General features: G+C 41.1%; 11 protein-coding genes and 2 pseudogenes. 6 read left to right on the forward strand and 7 right to left on the reverse strand.

Annotated features, from left to right (window positions below; genetic code table 11):
- Positions 1-8: 8 nt before the first annotated feature.
- Both metH and AC4CU0_RS11185 read left to right on the forward strand, forming a co-directional pair.
- Positions 9-3,698 carry a methionine synthase gene (metH, locus tag AC4CU0_RS11180; RefSeq protein WP_490743152.1) on the forward strand — a complete coding sequence of 1,230 codons (3,690 nt, stop codon included), beginning with the start codon at positions 9-11 and terminating at the stop codon, positions 3,696-3,698.
- Positions 3,699-3,891: 193 nt separating this feature from the next.
- The gene (locus AC4CU0_RS11185; protein ID WP_180162782.1) at positions 3,892-5,190 is read left to right on the forward strand and encodes a hypothetical protein; all 1,299 of its coding nucleotides are present in this window, start codon (positions 3,892-3,894) and stop codon (positions 5,188-5,190) included.
- 122 nt (positions 5,191-5,312) lie between these two features.
- On the opposite strand, the pseudogene AC4CU0_RS11190 reads toward AC4CU0_RS11185, so the two are convergent.
- A pseudogene (locus AC4CU0_RS11190) lies at positions 5,313-5,681 on the reverse strand (endonuclease domain-containing protein).
- A 293-nt stretch (positions 5,682-5,974) separates the two neighbouring features.
- On the opposite strand from AC4CU0_RS11190, the gene dhaK reads away from it, so the two are divergent.
- From dhaK to AC4CU0_RS11205, 3 genes and pseudogenes are all read left to right on the forward strand, one after another.
- Positions 5,975-7,705, forward strand: coding sequence for a dihydroxyacetone kinase subunit DhaK (gene dhaK / locus AC4CU0_RS11195; RefSeq protein WP_490743153.1), 1,731 nt, complete (start codon positions 5,975-5,977; stop codon positions 7,703-7,705).
- 222 nt (positions 7,706-7,927) lie between these two features.
- The gene (locus AC4CU0_RS11200; RefSeq protein WP_180026487.1) at positions 7,928-8,605 is read left to right on the forward strand and encodes a DUF421 domain-containing protein; all 678 of its coding nucleotides are present in this window, start codon (positions 7,928-7,930) and stop codon (positions 8,603-8,605) included.
- A gap of 600 nt (positions 8,606-9,205) precedes the next feature.
- Positions 9,206-10,394: pseudogene (locus AC4CU0_RS11205) on the forward strand (ammonium transporter).
- Positions 10,395-10,442: 48 nt separating this feature from the next.
- Here the strand turns inward: AC4CU0_RS11205 and AC4CU0_RS11210 are convergent.
- Positions 10,443-11,141 carry an HAD family hydrolase gene (locus AC4CU0_RS11210; RefSeq protein WP_472584953.1) on the reverse strand — a complete coding sequence of 233 codons (699 nt, stop codon included), beginning with the start codon at positions 11,139-11,141 and terminating at the stop codon, positions 10,443-10,445.
- 163 nt (positions 11,142-11,304) lie between these two features.
- Between AC4CU0_RS11210 and AC4CU0_RS11215 the strand changes: the two genes are divergently transcribed.
- Entirely contained in the window at positions 11,305-12,012 is a 708-nt protein-coding gene (locus tag AC4CU0_RS11215; protein WP_472584954.1) for a phosphatase PAP2 family protein, read from the forward strand.
- A gap of 30 nt (positions 12,013-12,042) precedes the next feature.
- On the opposite strand, the gene AC4CU0_RS11220 is transcribed toward AC4CU0_RS11215, so the two are convergent.
- From AC4CU0_RS11220 to AC4CU0_RS11240, 5 genes are all read right to left on the reverse strand, one after another.
- A complete protein-coding gene (locus AC4CU0_RS11220) occupies positions 12,043-13,374 on the reverse strand; it encodes an ATP-binding protein (protein WP_472584955.1) in 1,332 nt (443 codons plus the stop codon).
- A 17-nt stretch (positions 13,375-13,391) separates the two neighbouring features.
- On the reverse strand, positions 13,392-14,060 hold the full coding sequence (locus AC4CU0_RS11225; RefSeq protein ID WP_472584956.1) for a response regulator transcription factor: 669 nt from the start codon (positions 14,058-14,060) through the stop codon (positions 13,392-13,394).
- A 3-nt stretch (positions 14,061-14,063) separates the two neighbouring features.
- A complete protein-coding gene (locus AC4CU0_RS11230; protein ID WP_490743154.1) occupies positions 14,064-15,734 on the reverse strand; it encodes a phosphoethanolamine transferase in 1,671 nt (556 codons plus the stop codon).
- 140 nt (positions 15,735-15,874) lie between these two features.
- On the reverse strand, positions 15,875-16,981 hold the full coding sequence (locus tag AC4CU0_RS11235) for a porin (RefSeq protein WP_490743155.1): 1,107 nt from the start codon (positions 16,979-16,981) through the stop codon (positions 15,875-15,877).
- Between the two features lie 127 nt (positions 16,982-17,108).
- Complete coding sequence (locus tag AC4CU0_RS11240; RefSeq protein ID WP_490743156.1) at positions 17,109-18,395, reverse strand: MFS transporter; 1,287 nt, start codon at positions 18,393-18,395, stop codon at positions 17,109-17,111.
- Positions 18,396-18,470 lie beyond the last annotated feature (75 nt).

Below are 18,470 nucleotides of genomic sequence, written 5' to 3' on the forward strand. Positions count from 1 at the left end.
GGTTATTTATGTCCACGCTTGCCACCCTAAAAGAGCTGCTCGCTCAACGGATTCTGATTATCGACGGTGCAATGGGCACCATGATTCAGCGTCATAAACTCGAAGAAGCTGACTACCGTGGTGAGCGTTTTGCAGATTGGGCATCTGACCTCAAAGGCAATAATGACCTATTGGTGTTGACTCAGCCGCAAATCATTCAAGGCATTCATGAAGCCTATCTCGATGCTGGTGCAGACATTATTGAAACCAACAGCTTTAACGGCACAAAAGTTTCAATGTCTGACTACCACATGGAAGATTTGGTATCAGAGATCAACCGTGAAGCAGCGCGTATTGCCAAAGCAGCTTGTGAAAAATACTCAACGCCTGAAAAACCGCGTTTTGTTGCAGGTGTGCTTGGCCCGACTTCACGTACTTGCTCGATCTCGCCAAATGTAAATGACCCAGCATTTCGTAACATTACTTTTGATGAGCTTAAAGAAAACTATATTGAAGCTGCGCATGCCCTGATTGAAGGCGGTGCAGACATTCTTTTAATTGAAACAGTATTTGATACTTTGAACTGTAAAGCTGCCATTTTTGCAGTGAAAGAAGTGTTTAATCAGCTTGGCTATGAATTGCCATTGATGATTTCAGGCACGATTACCGATGCCTCTGGCCGAACTTTAACTGGCCAAACTGCTGAAGCGTTCTGGAACTCTGTGCGTCATGGTGATTTATTGTCGATTGGCTTTAACTGTGCCCTAGGTGCAGATGCCATGCGTCCGCATGTAAAAACCATTGCTGACGTTGCCGATACTTTTATTTCGGCGCATCCGAACGCTGGCTTACCAAATGCCTTCGGCGGTTATGATGAAACCCCTGAACAAACCGCTGCCTTTATTAAAGAATTTGCAGAAAGTGGCTTGATTAACATCACTGGCGGCTGCTGCGGTACAACGCCGGATCACATCCGTGCTATTGCCAATGCCGTAAAAGACATTGCGCCGCGCCAAGTGCCAGAAACCAAACCCGCTTGCCGTTTAAGCGGTTTAGAGCCGTTCAACATTACAGAAGATTCGCTGTTTGTAAACGTCGGTGAACGTACCAACGTGACAGGTTCTAAAAAATTCCTACGTTTAATCCGTGAAGAAAACTTTGCCGAAGCTTTAGAAGTTGCACAGCAGCAAGTTGAAGCCGGTGCTCAGATTATCGACATCAACATGGATGAAGGCATGCTGGATTCAGAAGGCGCAATGGTGCACTTCCTGAATCTTGTAGCCTCTGAACCTGAAATTTCACGTGTGCCGATCATGATTGACTCATCTAAATGGGAAATCATTGAAGCGGGCTTAAAATGTGTACAAGGTAAAGCGGTTGTAAACTCGATTTCCTTAAAAGAAGGCTATGACGAGTTCGTTGCAAAAGCGCGTTTGTGCCGTCAGTATGGGGCTGCCGTGATTGTGATGGCCTTTGACGAAAATGGTCAGGCCGATACAGCTGCACGTAAAAAAGAAATCTGTAAGCGCTCTTATGATGTATTGGTGAATGAAGTGGGCTTCCCTGCTGAAGACATCATTTTTGACCCGAACGTGTTTGCCGTGGCAACTGGTATTGAAGAACACAATAACTATGCTGTGGACTTCATTGAAGCGACTGGCTGGATTAAGCAAAACTTGCCGCATGCCATGATTTCTGGCGGTGTGTCTAACGTATCGTTCTCTTTCCGCGGTAACGAGCCTGTACGTGAAGCGATTCACTCAGTGTTCTTATACCATGCCATTCAGCAAGGCATGACTATGGGTATTGTCAACGCAGGTCAAATGGCGATTTATGATGATATTGATGCTGAACTGAAAGCTGCGGTTGAAGATGTGATCTTGAACCAAAACCAAGGTGAAAGCCATCAAGAAGCTACAGAAAAGCTGCTTGAAGTTGCTGAAAAATACCGTGGTCAAGGTGCTGCGCAAAAACAAGTGGAAAACTTGGAATGGCGTGAGCTTCCAGTTGAAAAACGTCTTGAGCATGCGCTTGTAAAAGGTATCACCACCTTTATTGATGGAGATACTGAAGAAGCACGCCTGAAAGCTAAACGTCCACTCGATGTGATTGAAGGTCCGCTGATGGACGGCATGAATGTGGTAGGTGATTTGTTCGGTTCAGGCAAAATGTTCCTGCCGCAAGTCGTGAAATCTGCACGTGTCATGAAACAGGCTGTAGCTTGGCTCAACCCATTCATTGAAGCGGAAAAAACAGCTGGCCAATCTAAGGGTAAAGTCCTGATGGCAACTGTGAAGGGCGATGTGCATGACATCGGTAAAAATATCGTAGGCGTGGTGTTGGGCTGTAACGGCTATGACATCATCGACCTTGGGGTGATGGTGCCTTGCGAGAAGATTTTACAAACTGCGATTGATGAAAAAGTCGATATCATTGGCCTGTCTGGCCTGATTACGCCGTCACTGGATGAAATGGTTTTTGTTGCGAAAGAAATGCAGCGTAAAGGTTTTAATGTTCCGTTGATGATTGGCGGTGCAACAACATCTAAAGCACATACTGCAGTGAAAATTGATCCACAATATTCAAATGATGCGGTGATTTATGTTGCCGATGCATCGCGTGCAGTGGGTGTAGCAACAACTTTACTTTCTAAAGAAATGAAGCCTAAATTTGTTGAAGACACACGTGCTGAATATGAAAAAGTGCGTGAACGTATTGCTAACAAACAGCCGAAAGCCGCTAAGCTGACGTATGCTGAATCTGTTGAAAATGGTTTGAAAATTGACTTTGCAGCCAATGCGCCTGTGAAGCCAAACTTCATTGGTACGCAAACGTTGACCAATTATCCATTGGAAACATTAGTTGAGTACTTTGACTGGACACCGTTCTTCATTTCTTGGAGTTTGGCAGGTAAATTCCCTGCTATCTTAACTGATGAAGTTGTAGGTGAAGCAGCAACTGACTTATATGAACAAGCACAGACCATGCTAAAAGACATCATCGACAACAAACGTTTTGATGCTCGTGCTGTGTTTGGTATTTACCCTGCAAACCGTTCAGCAGCGGATTCGGTTGAAGTGTATAGCGAAGATGGTCAATCGGTTACGCATACCTTCCATCACATTCGTCAACAGTCTGATAAAGTGACAGGTAAACCAAACTTGTCATTAGCGGACTTTATTGCGCCTAAAGGTGTCGCAGAAGACTACTTGGGCGGTTTCACTGTATCGATCTTTGGTGCAGAAGAAATGGCCAATGAGTACAAAGCTAAAGGCGATGACTACTCTGCAATTCTTGCGCAATCTTTAGGTGACCGTTTTGCGGAAGCGTTTGCGGAGCATTTGCATGAGCGCATCCGTAAAGAGTTCTGGGGTAACCAAGCGTCTGAAACCTTAAGCAATGAAGAATTGATTAAAGAGAAGTATGTGGGCATCCGTCCTGCACCGGGCTACCCTGCTTGTCCTGAGCATTCTGAAAAAGCGCCATTGTTTGATTGGTTAGGTTCTACCGATAAAATTGGTACGCAATTGACTTCTAGCTTTGCAATGTGGCCGCCTTCATCTGTCAGCGGTTTCTACTATGCAAACCCTGAAAGCCAATACTTTAACGTGGGTAAAATCGCAGGCGATCAGCTTGAGGATTATGCAAAGCGTAAAGGCTGGACTTTGGATGAAGCGAAGCGTTGGTTAGCACCGAATTTGGATGATTCGGTTCAATAATTTGCATTAATAAAAGCCCTCACAGTGAGGGCTTTTATTTTTTAATCCCCCTAAATCCCCCTTTTTCAAAGGGGGACTTTGTCATGTGATTACATGAATTACGTGACAACTCCTCCCTTTTTTAAAGGGAGGTTAAGAGGGATTTATGCAATAATATTGCATTAAAATTCTAAAAACTTTGTAATAAACACTTATGGACAACAAAACATTCACTGGAAGTGGGCCAACATGGGCTAATGCATGTGTTGGGGATAATGGACAACCTAATTATATAGAATATTCAAAAGGCTATTCTAAAGCGGCTAATCTTCTTTTAAATTACATTTTAAATTCCAAAGGTGAACAAATTGATCATTTGATTTATCCAATCTGTTTTAATATGCGCCATTCTATTGAGCTTAGACTTAAAGGTGCTATTGAAGAAATTAGATTATTAGCTCACATCAAAAAGATTGATTTACCCTGTTTTAATTTGATTACTTCACATGATATTGGGAATATTTGGTCATATTTCAAAATAAATGCAAATTTGCTTGATACCCGTTTTAGAGAGTTAATTGATCGAATTAATGAAACAATATGTGATATAGCAAGTATTGATCCTACAGGACAAACTTTTAGATACCCTAGAAGCAATGATGATCAGACACATTTAGTCGAACAAGGTGTTATCAACTGTTATATTCTCAATACAAGATTCAAAGATTTAGAAGATAATCTAGATGATTTAGTTTATTTGATTGATTCGTTGATAGATGAATACAAACTTGGGACATTCACAAAAAACCTATCACGCCAACAAATATTTGAGTTAACTACACATCTTCCGCCATACGAACAATGGAGTGATAACTCCTTCAAAGCCATTAAAGAGGAACTGACAAAATGTTATAAAATTTCTAATAATGAACTAGCTAAAGCCATAAAGCTTATTAAAGATCATTATGAATTAAGTCATAAAATCGGAATCAAAAAACCTCTTGCTTTTTTGAATGATGTCCAAATTTTAGAACTATGTGACATCTGGATAACTTATTTTTCTCCTGACTTTAAAGAAGTTTATAGTCATAAAGAAACAACTGTAGATAAGGATGAAAAAGATTCAAATTTTATAGATGATTTTTTCCGATGTGGTTCATTGCATAAGAAAGGAATGATACTTTTAGAAAAAGACTTATCAGACAATTATGTTTCGGACTTACAATCTTTATATTACTTATCTATAGATAAACATAAGTACAGTGAGAACTATATTTCTTCATATGAGCTTTTTCAAAAACAAGCTAAATATAAGAACATTAGAGACTCTCTAAGTAATATTTTGTCAAAAGTTATATTCTTAGAAGAGTTAGTAAAAAGCCTGTTTTTCCTTCATCAAATTGATTTAGCCGAAAAAATTATCAAAATTTATAATTTAGAAACAATATTCAATTTTATACCTGAAGCAAGAAACAGACTGTTTTTTAGACATTTTGAATTAATGGGCTATTAAAGCTATTTTCTCTATAATTTTCGTATGTAATCCCTCATAGCCTCCTTTTAAAAAGGGAGGAACTATGCGACTCCATAACCGCAATCAAATTCGTATCAAGTCTCCCTTTGCAAAAGGGGGATTTAGGGGGATTCTTTAGAAAATACTTCCAAACAATACCGATAAATCACTTCCACCACATCATCAATCTGCGCCATTACCTGCCCATTATCAAATCTCAACACCTTTAGCCAAAGCTTCATCTCGCACTCGATCTGCCTCTAATCCTTCAGGCGAAAAGTGCTGACTACCATCGCACTAAAGCCTACATTCAAGCCCTCACCCCAGCCCTCTCCCAAAGGGAGAGGGCGCACCATCTAATTTAATAATCAGGTTAATTCAATAGTGAAAGTTCCCTCTCCTCTCAGGAGAGGGTTAGGGAGAGGTAAATCAGTCATGTTATTGCGTAAATCACCTGCGGCTTGTTTTAAGTTTTTATTGTAGGGTTTCATTTTATTCTTCTATTTTAATATTTTTAATCCCTCCTAACCTCCCTTTAAAAAAGGGAGGGACTATCACGTAATTCATTTAATCACATGAAAAAGTCCCCTTTTGCAAAAGGTGAGAAGCGTAGCTTCGCAAGAAGGGGATTCTATCGAAGAATATATACAACTGAGACGTCAATTTTCCACCACACTCATCGATCAACTGCCCTTTTTTACACTTTTATGTCAGCAAACATTATGTTTTTCGATAATAATAAACTTTTTTACATTCTCCCCTATAAATACAGATTGGTACATCCATGAAAAAACTCATGAACGGTGCAGAAAACATCGTAATTGAAATGTGCAAAGGCTTTGTTCTTGCCCATCCAGAACTCGCATTTAACGAGTCGCACAAAATCATTTCACGCAAAGAAAAGCACAATAACGTGGCACTTATCAGTGGTGGTGGTAGCGGTCACGAACCTGCCCATGCAGGCTTTGTAGGCACAGGCATGTTAGACGCTGCCGTATGTGGTGATGTATTTGCATCTCCGTCGCAAATTCAGGTTTATAAAGCCTTACAGCAAGTCGCAACTGACAAAGGCGTGCTGATGATCATCAAAAACTATTCTGGCGATATGATGAATTTCCAGAATGGCGCAGCCCTTGCGACTGAAGACGGCATTAAAGTTGACTATGTAAAAGTGGCAGATGACATTGCGGTTAAAGACAGCCTATATACAGTCGGTCGTCGTGGTGTTGCAGGCACAGTATTTGTACATAAAATTGCAGGCGCAGCAGCATCAAAAGGCTTAGAACTTGCAGACGTAAAAGCGATTGCTCAAAAAGCTGCGGACAACGTCATTAGCCTTGGTTTTGCTTATAGCTCATGTACTGTTCCAGCCAAAGGCACGCCAACGTTTACTTTGGCTGATGACGAAATGGAATATGGCGTTGGCATTCACGGTGAACCAGGCATCCGCCGTGAAAAAATCTTGCCATCCAAAAAAATGGCACAGCGCATCGTGGATGATTTATTCCTCGACCGTCCAGACATGAAAGAAGTTGCAGTCTTGGTCAATGGCTTTGGTAGCACACCGCTGCAAGAGTTGTATGTCTTTAACCATGATGTATGCGAACACCTTGCACGTAAAGGCATCAAAATTTACCGCACATTTGTCGGCAACTACATGACCAGTATCGACATGAATGGTGCATCTGTGTCCTTGCTTGCTGTCGATGATGAATTGAAAACCTACCTCGATGCAGCAGCCAATACCCCTGCATTTAAAATGGATGGTTCAGCAGCACAGCCTTTAACTTTTGTGTCCAAAGATTCTTCAGCCGAAGCTGTAGTAAACACCCAAGTTGAAACACAGCCTGAACATGCGGTGATTAGCAATGAGCAATTCACCATCGAAAACATGCGCTATGTGGTGGATGTGATGTCTGCCTGTATCATTAGAAATGAAGTGCCATTCTGTGAGCTGGACGCGCATGCTGGTGACGGCGACTTCGGTATGAGCGTGGCGAAAGGCTTTAAGCAATTAAAACGTGAATGGCAAAGTCTGATTCAAGCGCAGCAGATGGATGAATTCATGCTGAACTGCTCAATGATCATTATGGAACATTGTGGTGGCGCGTCTGGCCCAATCTGGGGTTCAGCATTCCGTGCGGCAGCGAAATCAATTCAAGGCAAATCAGTTTTAACTGTCGCTGATTTTGCCGAGATGCTGCAAGCAGCGGTCAAAGGCATTCAAACTACAGGTGAGCGTTCATTTGGACGCGGCGCAGTGGTGGGTGATAAAACCCTGATTGATGCACTTGTACCATGCGCAGATTCTTGGTCTGCCCATACCGATAAATCCTTTAAAGAAAACTTTGTACTTGGTGCAAAAGCGGCGGTTCAAGGCGCTGAAAAGACCAAAGAAATCGTAGCGCGTATGGGACGTGCGGGAACTGTAGGCGACCGTAGTCTTGGCTATCCAGATGCTGGCGCACATGGTTTAGGTGTAATCTTTACGGATATTGCAGAACATATTAAATAACTGAGCATCTTTAAAAATTGCCAGACCACATCAAAAGCATCGATTCGTCGGTGCTTTTTTATGACTATTTTAAAGCACTTTTTTTATCAAATATCTCATGCATACAATACCCTTAGCATGAAATCCATTTTCAAATAATGCTTAAAAATTAACACAATTGAGCTGCTTTATCGCCCAGCGCTTTGCTAAGTTAAAACACATAACGATTAAAAAGGATGAGACATGGATATCACTCAAATTTTCATCCATGACACGACATGGAGCTTTGCTGCTGAAGTTATCTTACGCAGCATCATTATGTTCGTTTTAATTATCGTTTTTTTACGCCTTACAGGGAAACGTGGCGTTCGTCAGTTGTCTATTTTTGAGGTCGCGATCTTACTCGCTTTAGGCTCAATTGCTGGCGATCCGATGTTTGATGAGGAACTCCCCATCTTACAAGCTCTCATCGTGATGACGGTGGTGATTGGTTTATACCGCGTAATCACTTGGCTAATGATGAAATACCAACCCTTTGAAGATTTAATTGAAGGCAAAGCCCTCTACATTGTGGAAGATGGTGAATTGGTTTTAGAAAAGATTAAACAAGGTAAAATGTCACATGATGAATTCTTCTCTGAAATGCGTCAGCAAAATGTTGAGCATCTAGGACAAGTTCGAGTTGGTTTATTAGAAAGTGATGGCAAGTTTAGTATTCTGTTTTACCCACCTGAACAAGTGCGTTATGGACTGCCACTATTTCCGAAACCCTATAAAGCGGTTCGAGATATCAAAATGCATCAGCTGTATGCCTGTACGCACTGTGGCAAAACCATGTACATTCACGGTGCTCAGGATACCTGCCCGCGCTGCGGATGTTGTGGCTGGGCTGAAGCGATTAATACACAGCGTTTAGCTTAAGCATTCAAGGCTTAAACTTAAAATTCTGTGCCTCTTCAATTAAACACGTCATCAAATACAGTCAGACCCAACGACCATCACCTCAAACCCACCCTTCAATGTTTTATTCGCCATCTAAAAGTGCAGCAGCAGAGATTTCATGGGTTAATATCTGTGCATCATTTCAATTCAGGCAAGACATCAAGCTTTCATCTTTTAAAGACCCCAAGATGCTCAGACAGACTCCCAAAAATGTATCATTCGTCAATTTTCAGTTTCATTCTCGCGCTAACATCTATCAATCAGATAAAAATACAAAATAATGAATTGCCCTGAATTAACTCAGAAATGGCGCTATTTGTTTTTCATTTTTTAAACAGATTCAAAAAACATAGTTTTTCACTTAATAATCATTCATTTAATTTTCTCATTGCAAAACACTATTGCACCACTTTAGTGCGTTAATATCACACCCATGCAAGTCTTTGCTTTATATCGAGTCTTATGTATTTTTAAGTTTTTTTAATCAAAATTTCCCTAGCGCCAATCTCTTTTCCATTTTTTTTCGCTCGATATACTGAAGTTCTTTTCGTGAACTAGCGCACTAAACTGGAACACCTTATGCAAAATATAGATCTCCTCTTTCTCCTTCTTGGTGCAGTCTTGGTTCTTGCCATGCATGCAGGCTTTGCATTTTTAGAATTAGGTACCGTACGACATAAAAATCAGGTCAATGCGCTCAGTAAAATTCTGACTGACTTTTCTATTTCCGCAATTGCATACTTTTTTGTGGGTTATTACATCTCTTATGGGCACCATTTTTTCCATATTGGAGATACGCTTGCAGCCGATCATGGCTATAACTTAATGCGTTGTTTCTTTTTACTAACCTTTGCAGCCGCAATTCCTGCCATCATTTCTGGCGGCATTGCAGAACGTGCCAAAATGCGTTCTCAAGCGATCGCAACATTATTGTTGGTTGCTTTGGTTTACCCATTTTTTTGAAGGTATGGCTTGGAATGGTAATTTCGGACTACAAGCATGGTTAGAACATCAGTTCGGTGCAGCTTTTCATGACTTTGCTGGCTCTGTTGTCGTGCATGCCATGGGCGGTTGGATCGCTCTTGCCGCAGTACTTTTACTCGGTGCGCGTCATGGTCGTTACAAAAAAGATGGCCGTATCAGTGCGCATCCACCTTCAAGTATTCCTTTTTTGGCACTCGGTTCTTGGATTCTCATTGTCGGTTGGTTTGGCTTCAACGTAATGAGTGCTCAACGGCTTGATGCGATTTCAGGATTAGTCGCGATTAACTCTCTCATGGCGATGGTCGGTGGCACATTGGCGGCAAACTTCATAGGTAAAAATGACCCAGGCTTCCTTCACAACGGCCCATTAGCAGGTTTAGTCGCTATTTGTGCAGGTTCTGACGTGGTTCACCCTGTAGGTGCCTTAATCATTGGAGCAATTGCTGGAGTGATCTTTGTAAAATTATTCACTTACACGCAGAACAAACTCAAAGTTGATGATGTACTCGGCGTTTGGCCACTACATGGTGTCTGTGGAGCTTTTGGTGGCCTAGCTGTAGGCTTATTTGGGCAAAAATGGTTAGGCGGCTTAGGTGGTATTTCAATGATGTCGCAAATCATTGGTACATTCTTAGCCATTGCGATCGCACTAATTGGTGGATTTATCGTTTACGGTACATTAAAAGCTGTAATGGGTATCCGCCTAGATCAAGAAGAAGAATTCCGTGGCGCTGATTTAAGTATTCACCGTATTTCAGCCAACTCGGATGAAAATATGTTTTAAAAATGACTAAAAACAGCGGCACTGGATGCCGCTTTTTTTATGCTGCCTTTATTTCAAATAGGGCCAAAGCTGATCGAGCTGTTGAATTTTATGCCGAATATTCGTCTGTTGATGATCATTTAAAGGATGAAAACCTTCCAATAAGACGGCCTGCATGCCCGCCTGCTGCGCACCATAAATATCATTTACTGGATGATCACCCACAAATAAACATGCCTCAGGATCTACCTTAAGTTTCTGACTAGTATGTTGAAAAATTTCAGGTTTGGGTTTACTGATCCCGACCAATTCCGAACTAATCACAGCATCAAAATATGGCGCAAAGCCCAGTCCATTTAAAATATTGAGTCGCGTTGCATGCCCCCCATTAGATACCACTGCTAATTTATACTGCTGTTGCTTCAACTGTTTTAACAGCTCTAAAGCCCCGTTCATCGCGACAGCAAACTGCCCAAATTTTTGAAACCAAAATTGCGTCAATTCATCAAAATCTACGGGCTGCTGCCATTCCAATTCCTGCTGTAAAGCATCAGCCACAGAAGCACCGATACTTGGGTAAGTAAGTAATTCTTTTTTGGGATAGCCCCCATTATCAATACGATTAACAATGCTTTTAATATGCGCTACGTCAACTGTATTCAAATGCTGCTGATAATAGCTTGCTAAATGCTCTGCGTATGCTGCCACACTTTGGTCACGGTGCGTTAAGGTATTATCAAGGTCAAAAAGCACAGCTCGAATAGTCATAATTTTCAGCATTTAAACGTTTTCGAAACTTTAGCACAGCCCAATTTCCAACTCATGCAACATCTGAGATATGTATATCTCATAGATAGGTTTACAGTATTAAGACTGATTTAAGCTGAGTTTTATCTAATAGCGCTTATGTAACAATAACAAAGCGATTGCTATGCCCTCATCTCGCCATTTTTTGCTCTACCAAATTATTTTTTTGATTATCAGCTTTTTGTTTTTAAGCTATTTTTTTCCTGTCGCAGGGCAACTCGACCAAACATTAATCCAACCGTGGATGGATGCTCAGGGTGGCTTTCCATACCGTAATGATTGGTCTCTTGCTGTACTGAATCATAAATACGTGAAAGAGATCCTAATCGCGGTCTATGTATTTTACGTAGCGGCATGGTTGATGAGTTTTAAACATAATGAGTTGAAAACACGTCGTCGTGAATTGGGCTATTTTTTTATCGTGGCCATACTCAGCACAGCACTCATCGGTTTAATCAAATCACATTCACCACATGCTTGCCCATGGAATATGACCAGTGCAACAGCGCAAGGTTTTATCTGGAAATTTAATACAACCAATGGACATTGTTTTCCCGGTGGTCATGCTGCTACTGGCTTTGCCTTAATGACTGGTTATTTTGTCTACCGGCTGTCGCGACCTGCACGAGCTTACTTCTTTTTAATTACAGGCATCATTTTAGGTTTTTGTTTTGGTTGGGCTCAGATGATGCGTGGTGCACATTTTCTCAGTCATAATCTATGGACAGCATGGTTTATTTGGGCCTTTAACACGGTCATCTATACATTTTGCTATCGCTATCTACCCACAGAAAAAGTCAAAAACACCTATAAACACTTTGAATGGATATAGGCTTTATTAACAAATTGTAAATTAAAAAAATTAGGCGTTTAAAGGTTTTAGCGGAATCTGAATCGTTACTTTCAAGCCACCTAGCGTTTCACTTTTCGCAAAATCTAAATGTGCACCAATATGCGCAGCGGCCTTATCCACAATCGCCAAACCTAAACCACTGCCTACTTCTTCATGATTATAAATACGATAAAACCGTTTACGGATTTGTTCATATAAAGCAGGGTCAATACCAGGCCCACTATCTTCAACCACGACTAATGCTAGTTCTGCTTGTTGCATTACCGACACATTAATCACCCCTTGTACAGGCGTGTATTTAATCGCATTATCTATCAAATTAAAAATAATCGAATGCACAGTCGGCTCTAGACTATATAAAGCAATACTCTGCTGCTGCTCCATGCCCAAATCGATATCTTTTTGCATTGCGAGATGAATCAATTGTTCAACACAGTTGGCCGCAACTTGTTTCAAGTCAAATGTCTGTTTACGCTCTAACTCAAACACCGAGGCATCTTGTTTGGCCAAACTTAAAAGTTGGCTGACCAAATGTTGAATCCGAATTAATCCTTTACTTAAATTATGCAAAGCTTCGTCTTGTGGGAACTTTTGCAGCAAAATTTGCATTTGTAAATTTAAAGCTGTAATTGGCGTACGGAGTTCATGTGCAGCATCGGCAATAAATTGACGCTGTTCCTGTTGCGACAACAAAATACGTTCAAATAAATGATTCATCTCGTGAATAGTTGGTGCAATTTCTTCAGGATACTGCTCATGTGAAATGGCAGAGAGTTCAAATGCATCACGTTTTGCCAACTCTTGTTTAAAGTCTTCTAAAGGTTTTAAACTGCGCTGGATTAACCATCCCAATGCCAACAAAGCAAACGGAATAAACACCAAATATGGAATGAACATATTCCCTGCTAATTCCACTGCCAAATGTTGACGAACAGATTCCTGTTGACTCACCTGAATCTGCATATCACCTAAGGGTAAAATATAAGTATGCCATTCGTCCTGTGGGGTGTTATGGGTATAAAAGCCCGCTTCTTCTACAGGCGGTACCAACAGTTTTAAATGATGCGTTTGATGTGCTTTCGACTCATAAGTCCATACATCAACGAATAAATCTTCCTCATGATAGCGCTTATGTTGATCAAACTGACTTTTGGTTGGCTTCGGATCATGTGCAGCGACGCGTTCAGCCAAATTCTGCATTTGCGCATCGAGGATTTCGTTAATCTCTTCAAGTGCCGTTTTATAAGCAGCAAAAACCAGAACACAGCCCAAAAGTAGACTGAAAATAGATACATAAACAATCAGCCTCTTTTTCAGTGAATACGATTGGTGCTGCTGCATGAAAGATTAATCCTGTTTTAACCGAGTCGGTAGCCAAGTCCACGAATGGTACGAATAAAGTCTTTATCCAATTTTGAACGAAGGTGATGTACATAAACTTCAATGGTATTACTACTGATATCACTGTCAAAATCATAAAGTTTATCTTCCAAATTTGCTTTGGAAAAAATTTTATTCGGATGCGTAACCAATGGAATTAAAATTGCCCATTCACGGTTAGACAAATCGACATATTCACCTTTATAACGTGCAAGATGCTGCTCAATATCTAAAATCAATTCACCATGTTTTAAAATTTTCTGTGGTGCTTCGACTGAACTCAGCCCTGTGCGTCGAAGGAGCGCATGAATCCGTGCAAGTAATTCATCAAACTCATAAGGCTTGATCAGATAGTCATCTGCCCCATGGTTTAATCCATCTACACGATTTTGTAATTGATCACGTGCGGAGATGATTAATACCGGCAATTTGGGCTGCATTTGACGAATTTGTTTCAGGACTTGCATACCATCCATCATCGGTAAACCCAGATCCAGCAAGACGATATCAATTCCCCCTTGCATTATGAGCTTTAAGCCATCGATACCATTATTCACCCACTCGACTTCAAACTGTTGATAGTTCAACAAGGTTTTAGTCGATTCGGCAATCATGAAATCATCTTCAATAATAAGTATTTTGTGCATGGCTTAAGTCCTGCGCTGTACTGAAGTACATTGTTGCAACATATTGTTTTTTTCATCAATCACTTGAGTCTGCACATCGAGCAAACTCAATAGCGATGGAAATAGATTATCCTGACTTAATTTTTGGCTTTTTTTTGCCATTAAACAAGTATATTGCGCTGAATTATTTTTTTGCCACGCCGGTGAAAACCACATCAACATCGGTACATGGGTTTGCTGTGACGGTGCAATTGCGTATGGAGAACCGTGTAAATACAAACCATGCTCACCTGTCGACTCGCCATGATCGGACAAATACCACAGTCCTGTTTGATAGTGGTCAGTCACTTTTAAAGTGTTAATCAATTTACTCAGTACATGGTCGGTATAGACAATACTGTTGTCATAACTATTTATTAATTCCGTCGAGCTACATCCCTGTATGGCATTGCTATTACAGGTTGGCTTAAATTTTTGAAACGCTGCGGTACTTCGTTTGAAATAAGCAGGGCCATGACTGCCCATTTGGTGTAACACAATTAAACGGGGAGTTGGATCTGCTTTGGGGATCGAAGCCAAATATGCCTTCAAACCATCCACCAAGATTTCATCATGACATTCGCCATCGGCATCACACCACTTTTTCTTCAGCGCTTCAGGAAATTCATATTTTTCAACACGTGTGCATGTGCCCTTACAGCCTGAATTATTATCTAGCCACGTCACCTTATAGCCTGCACGCTGTGCAATATCGAGTAAACCTTCGCGATGACTTGCAAGCTGTTCATCATATTCGGTTCTCGGCATACCCGAGAACATACAAGGAACAGACACAGCGGTTGCGGTGCCACATGAACTGACTTGGCTAAAATTGATAATATTTTGCTGACTGAGTTCAGGATTTGTATTTTTAGCATAGCCATTGAGTGAAAAACTTTCCGCGCGCGCAGTTTCACCAACCACTAAGACCATCAATTTTGGTAAGCTTTTGGCGCTTACGTTTTCAACTATATGTGCATCTTCACCATAGTTCAGCAATGGCAAATTCTGTTTCGGTGCTTTTTTGTGATAATAGGAAAATGTCGAAGCGATACTGTTTTGTGGTGAGAGCATGCCTTTTAAGTCACGATGCTCACGAAAGATCGCAGCATAATCGACAAAATAAACAAACAGCAAAGCACCCATGAGGATGAGCGAAAGCACTATATGTAAACCCTTTTTGGCTACCACCGTGCTTAGGGCTTCTTTATGCAGTGGCAAAAGCCAGATCAATAGCACTGGCAAAATAACCAGTCCAAAGACCCAGATAAAAAATTGTGGCGAGATTAAATCCTGCACTTCCTTTACATCTGTTTGCATCATGTTCTGCACTTGGTCAGATGTAATGGTCACGCCTAAACTATTGACGAAATAAGCACTCAAGCCACCAATGATCAGCAAAACACTCGCCAAAAGTTTTGAATTCCATCGCCATTGCAGGAGTTGCATCAGCACATTATAAAGTGCCACCACCACCAGTACGGTTGCCGCTAAAAATAGTCCGGCCTTCAGCCCCGTATAAGGCGTGAGCTGCTGGATTTGCTGATAAAACGTAAGGTTCAAAACCACCCCAAGCCATAAGGCAAGCACGAGGTTAAATTGACTTAAACTAAGTCTTGGAATTTTTTGCTGTATTTTAGCTATGACCTGAAGCATATTGGCATCAATTATTGATCTTTGATGCCCTAATCTAAAAATTCAAACTTAAAAATCACTTAAAACTGATCAAAACCATGCAAGAAAAATAAAAAAAGGCGATGTAAAACATCGCCTTTTGAACAACTTAAATCAAGGTCTTAGAATTTAAATTCTAGGCCTGTACCCAATACAGGTTGTTCGCTTTCATCTGGACCTTGTTCAAGTGCCAAGTAACCCGCATAACCATAAGCTTTCACTTGTTTGCTAAATGCATAATCCGCACCTGCAATGAATTGCTGAGCTTCGTAATCATCACCCACTTTATAGGTCGTAGTATTTTGACTATATTGTGCTTTTACTGTCCAAGCTTTTGCAGAAGGTAGATTGTATTCTGCACCGACTAACCAACCTTGAGCATCATCAATATTTGCTGCTGCAACATCATTACCTTTAGCAGCCTCAACCTCTGATGTTTGATACAGTGCTTTGAGTGCCAAACCACCCTCAAGATTTACACGACCAATCGCACGAACGGTATTTGCAGCAGCAAATGCTTTTGTACCTGCAACTTCAGGACTTTCAGCATTTAAGATCCCTACACCACCAAAGTTCGATGGAATGGCTTTGTCATAGGCTAAACCTGCAACAACAACGGGGCTGTCATAGACAACAGACGCCGACCAAGCATCGCCAAGACCACGACCTGCAGTTTTTACTACACCTTTATCACTCTTGATTCCTGAAGACTCACCTGTTGCAAGCAATGCATTAACTTTAATTGCACCTTCAGCAATTTTAAATGCTGGTGATTCATAGACAACAACGTTATCTACACGGTTTTCACCCGTCATGATGCCTGTAACATCAGCACGGTTACCCACGTAGTTATTGAATGTATCAACTGGACTAGACAATTGTTTTAATGGTGTATCGTGTGCACCGACTTTCAATGTCCCAAGTTTCGCATCTTTCAAACCAACGAAGCGGTTACGCTTAGACCAGTCATCGCCTTCGCCGTCTGAGTTAAATGCCCATTCAATTGCATAAACTGCGCTTAAACGGTCAGTCAGTTTTTCATCGCCCTTTAAACCCAAGAAAGAACTGTTTGAACTGATTTCAACGACATCTTTATCTGAAACACCCGTTTTATTATCTTCAGGTAAATAATCAACTGACGCATCAATTTCACCGTAGAAGGTTGGTGCTGCAAAGGTTGACCCAGCCAAAAGGCTCAATGCGATAGCCGCTGCTAACTTAGTTTTCATCAAAAATTTTCCTTAAATTATTTTGTAACAGATATTACACACGCGAAACATATTACAAAATTATTAAAATAATATTTGCATTGCTCTTTTAGTGCTTTAGCTGATAAAAAACAACCAAAATCATGATTTAGAAGTGATTTTGGTCATTTTTTGATGCTTTTCCCCAAAATAGAATCGGGACTAAGCTCAATGCAGCCAAACCTGTGATCCAAAATAAATAAGTGCTATAACCCAACTGATCGGCCACTATGCCACTGATGCTATACAGCCCCCCACTCACCGTAGCCATAATGGCAACCTGAAATGTAAAGTCCGTTGCTGCAAATGCTTTACGACTATATTGCATCACCAAAGTCAGCATGATCACGAGCAGCATGGCTGAAATCATGTCTTCGGCAGCATTGATCCCATAGATCAGCCATTCATGGACGGGCCGTTTTGCCTCGAACTGCAAAGCCAGCCATGCATAGGCCGATAAACTGAATATTTTCAATACCGAATAGACAACCAAGGCTTGCGCCCGAGAAATATACTTCAAGCTTAGACCAGCAACCCCCGCCCCAATTAAAGCAGCCACCGCACCTAGCATAGTGACATACAGACCGATTTGACTAAAACTCAATCCTAAATCGACCATCAGCGGCTTAAGTAAAGGACCTGCAAGTCCATCTGCAAGCTTAAAACTCAATAAGATTATGAGCCACAGTGTGAGGGTTTTGGTTTGGGTAAAATAAGTCAAATACTTGCGTATAGCGTAGAACAAGCCTGAATTATGTTTATGGTTGTTATCATTCTCTGGACTAGATTTTATGTTGAGTGGTGGCTTTGAAGGTTCTCGATAGATAAAAATAGGAATCGTATTGATGAACACCAATGCCGCTAAAAACAGAAAGGTGGCTTGCCAATCCAACCAATCCAAGGCCCAAAGGACAGCGCCACCACCCACGATAAAGCCGAGTCTTGAACCAATCACCTGAAAGGTATTGCCCCAGTGCTGTTGGTCAGTTTTTAAAATATTGACAGCCAAGCCATCGGTTGCGACATCTTGAGTTGCACCGACCAAATTCATACTGAGTAAAGCCACAAAAAACAGCAGCAGATACATCGGTTCATTCAAACTTTGGATCGGCAAAAATGACAGGAAGACCAAGACCACCACGGACAACAACTGCATTGGAATAATCCAACTCCGATAATGCCCTTTGGACCTTGAACCATGTCGATCAATCCACGGTGCCCAAAAAACTTTGATCGACCATGGCAGCATGAGTAATCCAAAGCCACCTATATGTGCCAAAGACACACCTTGCGCTCTTAAAATCACTGGTAAAGCATGCGTCATAAAACCGACAGGTAACCCTTGCGCCCAATATAAAGAAAACAGTAAAAGATTGAGCTGACGAAGCTGGATCATAAGTTCCTAAATGTTGAGTGCGCTGAAGTTACATTTAGAGTAGTCAAAATACGGCTATTTTGCCAATGATCTAAA

Source organism: Acinetobacter sp. LipI_15 (assembly GCF_058242865.1).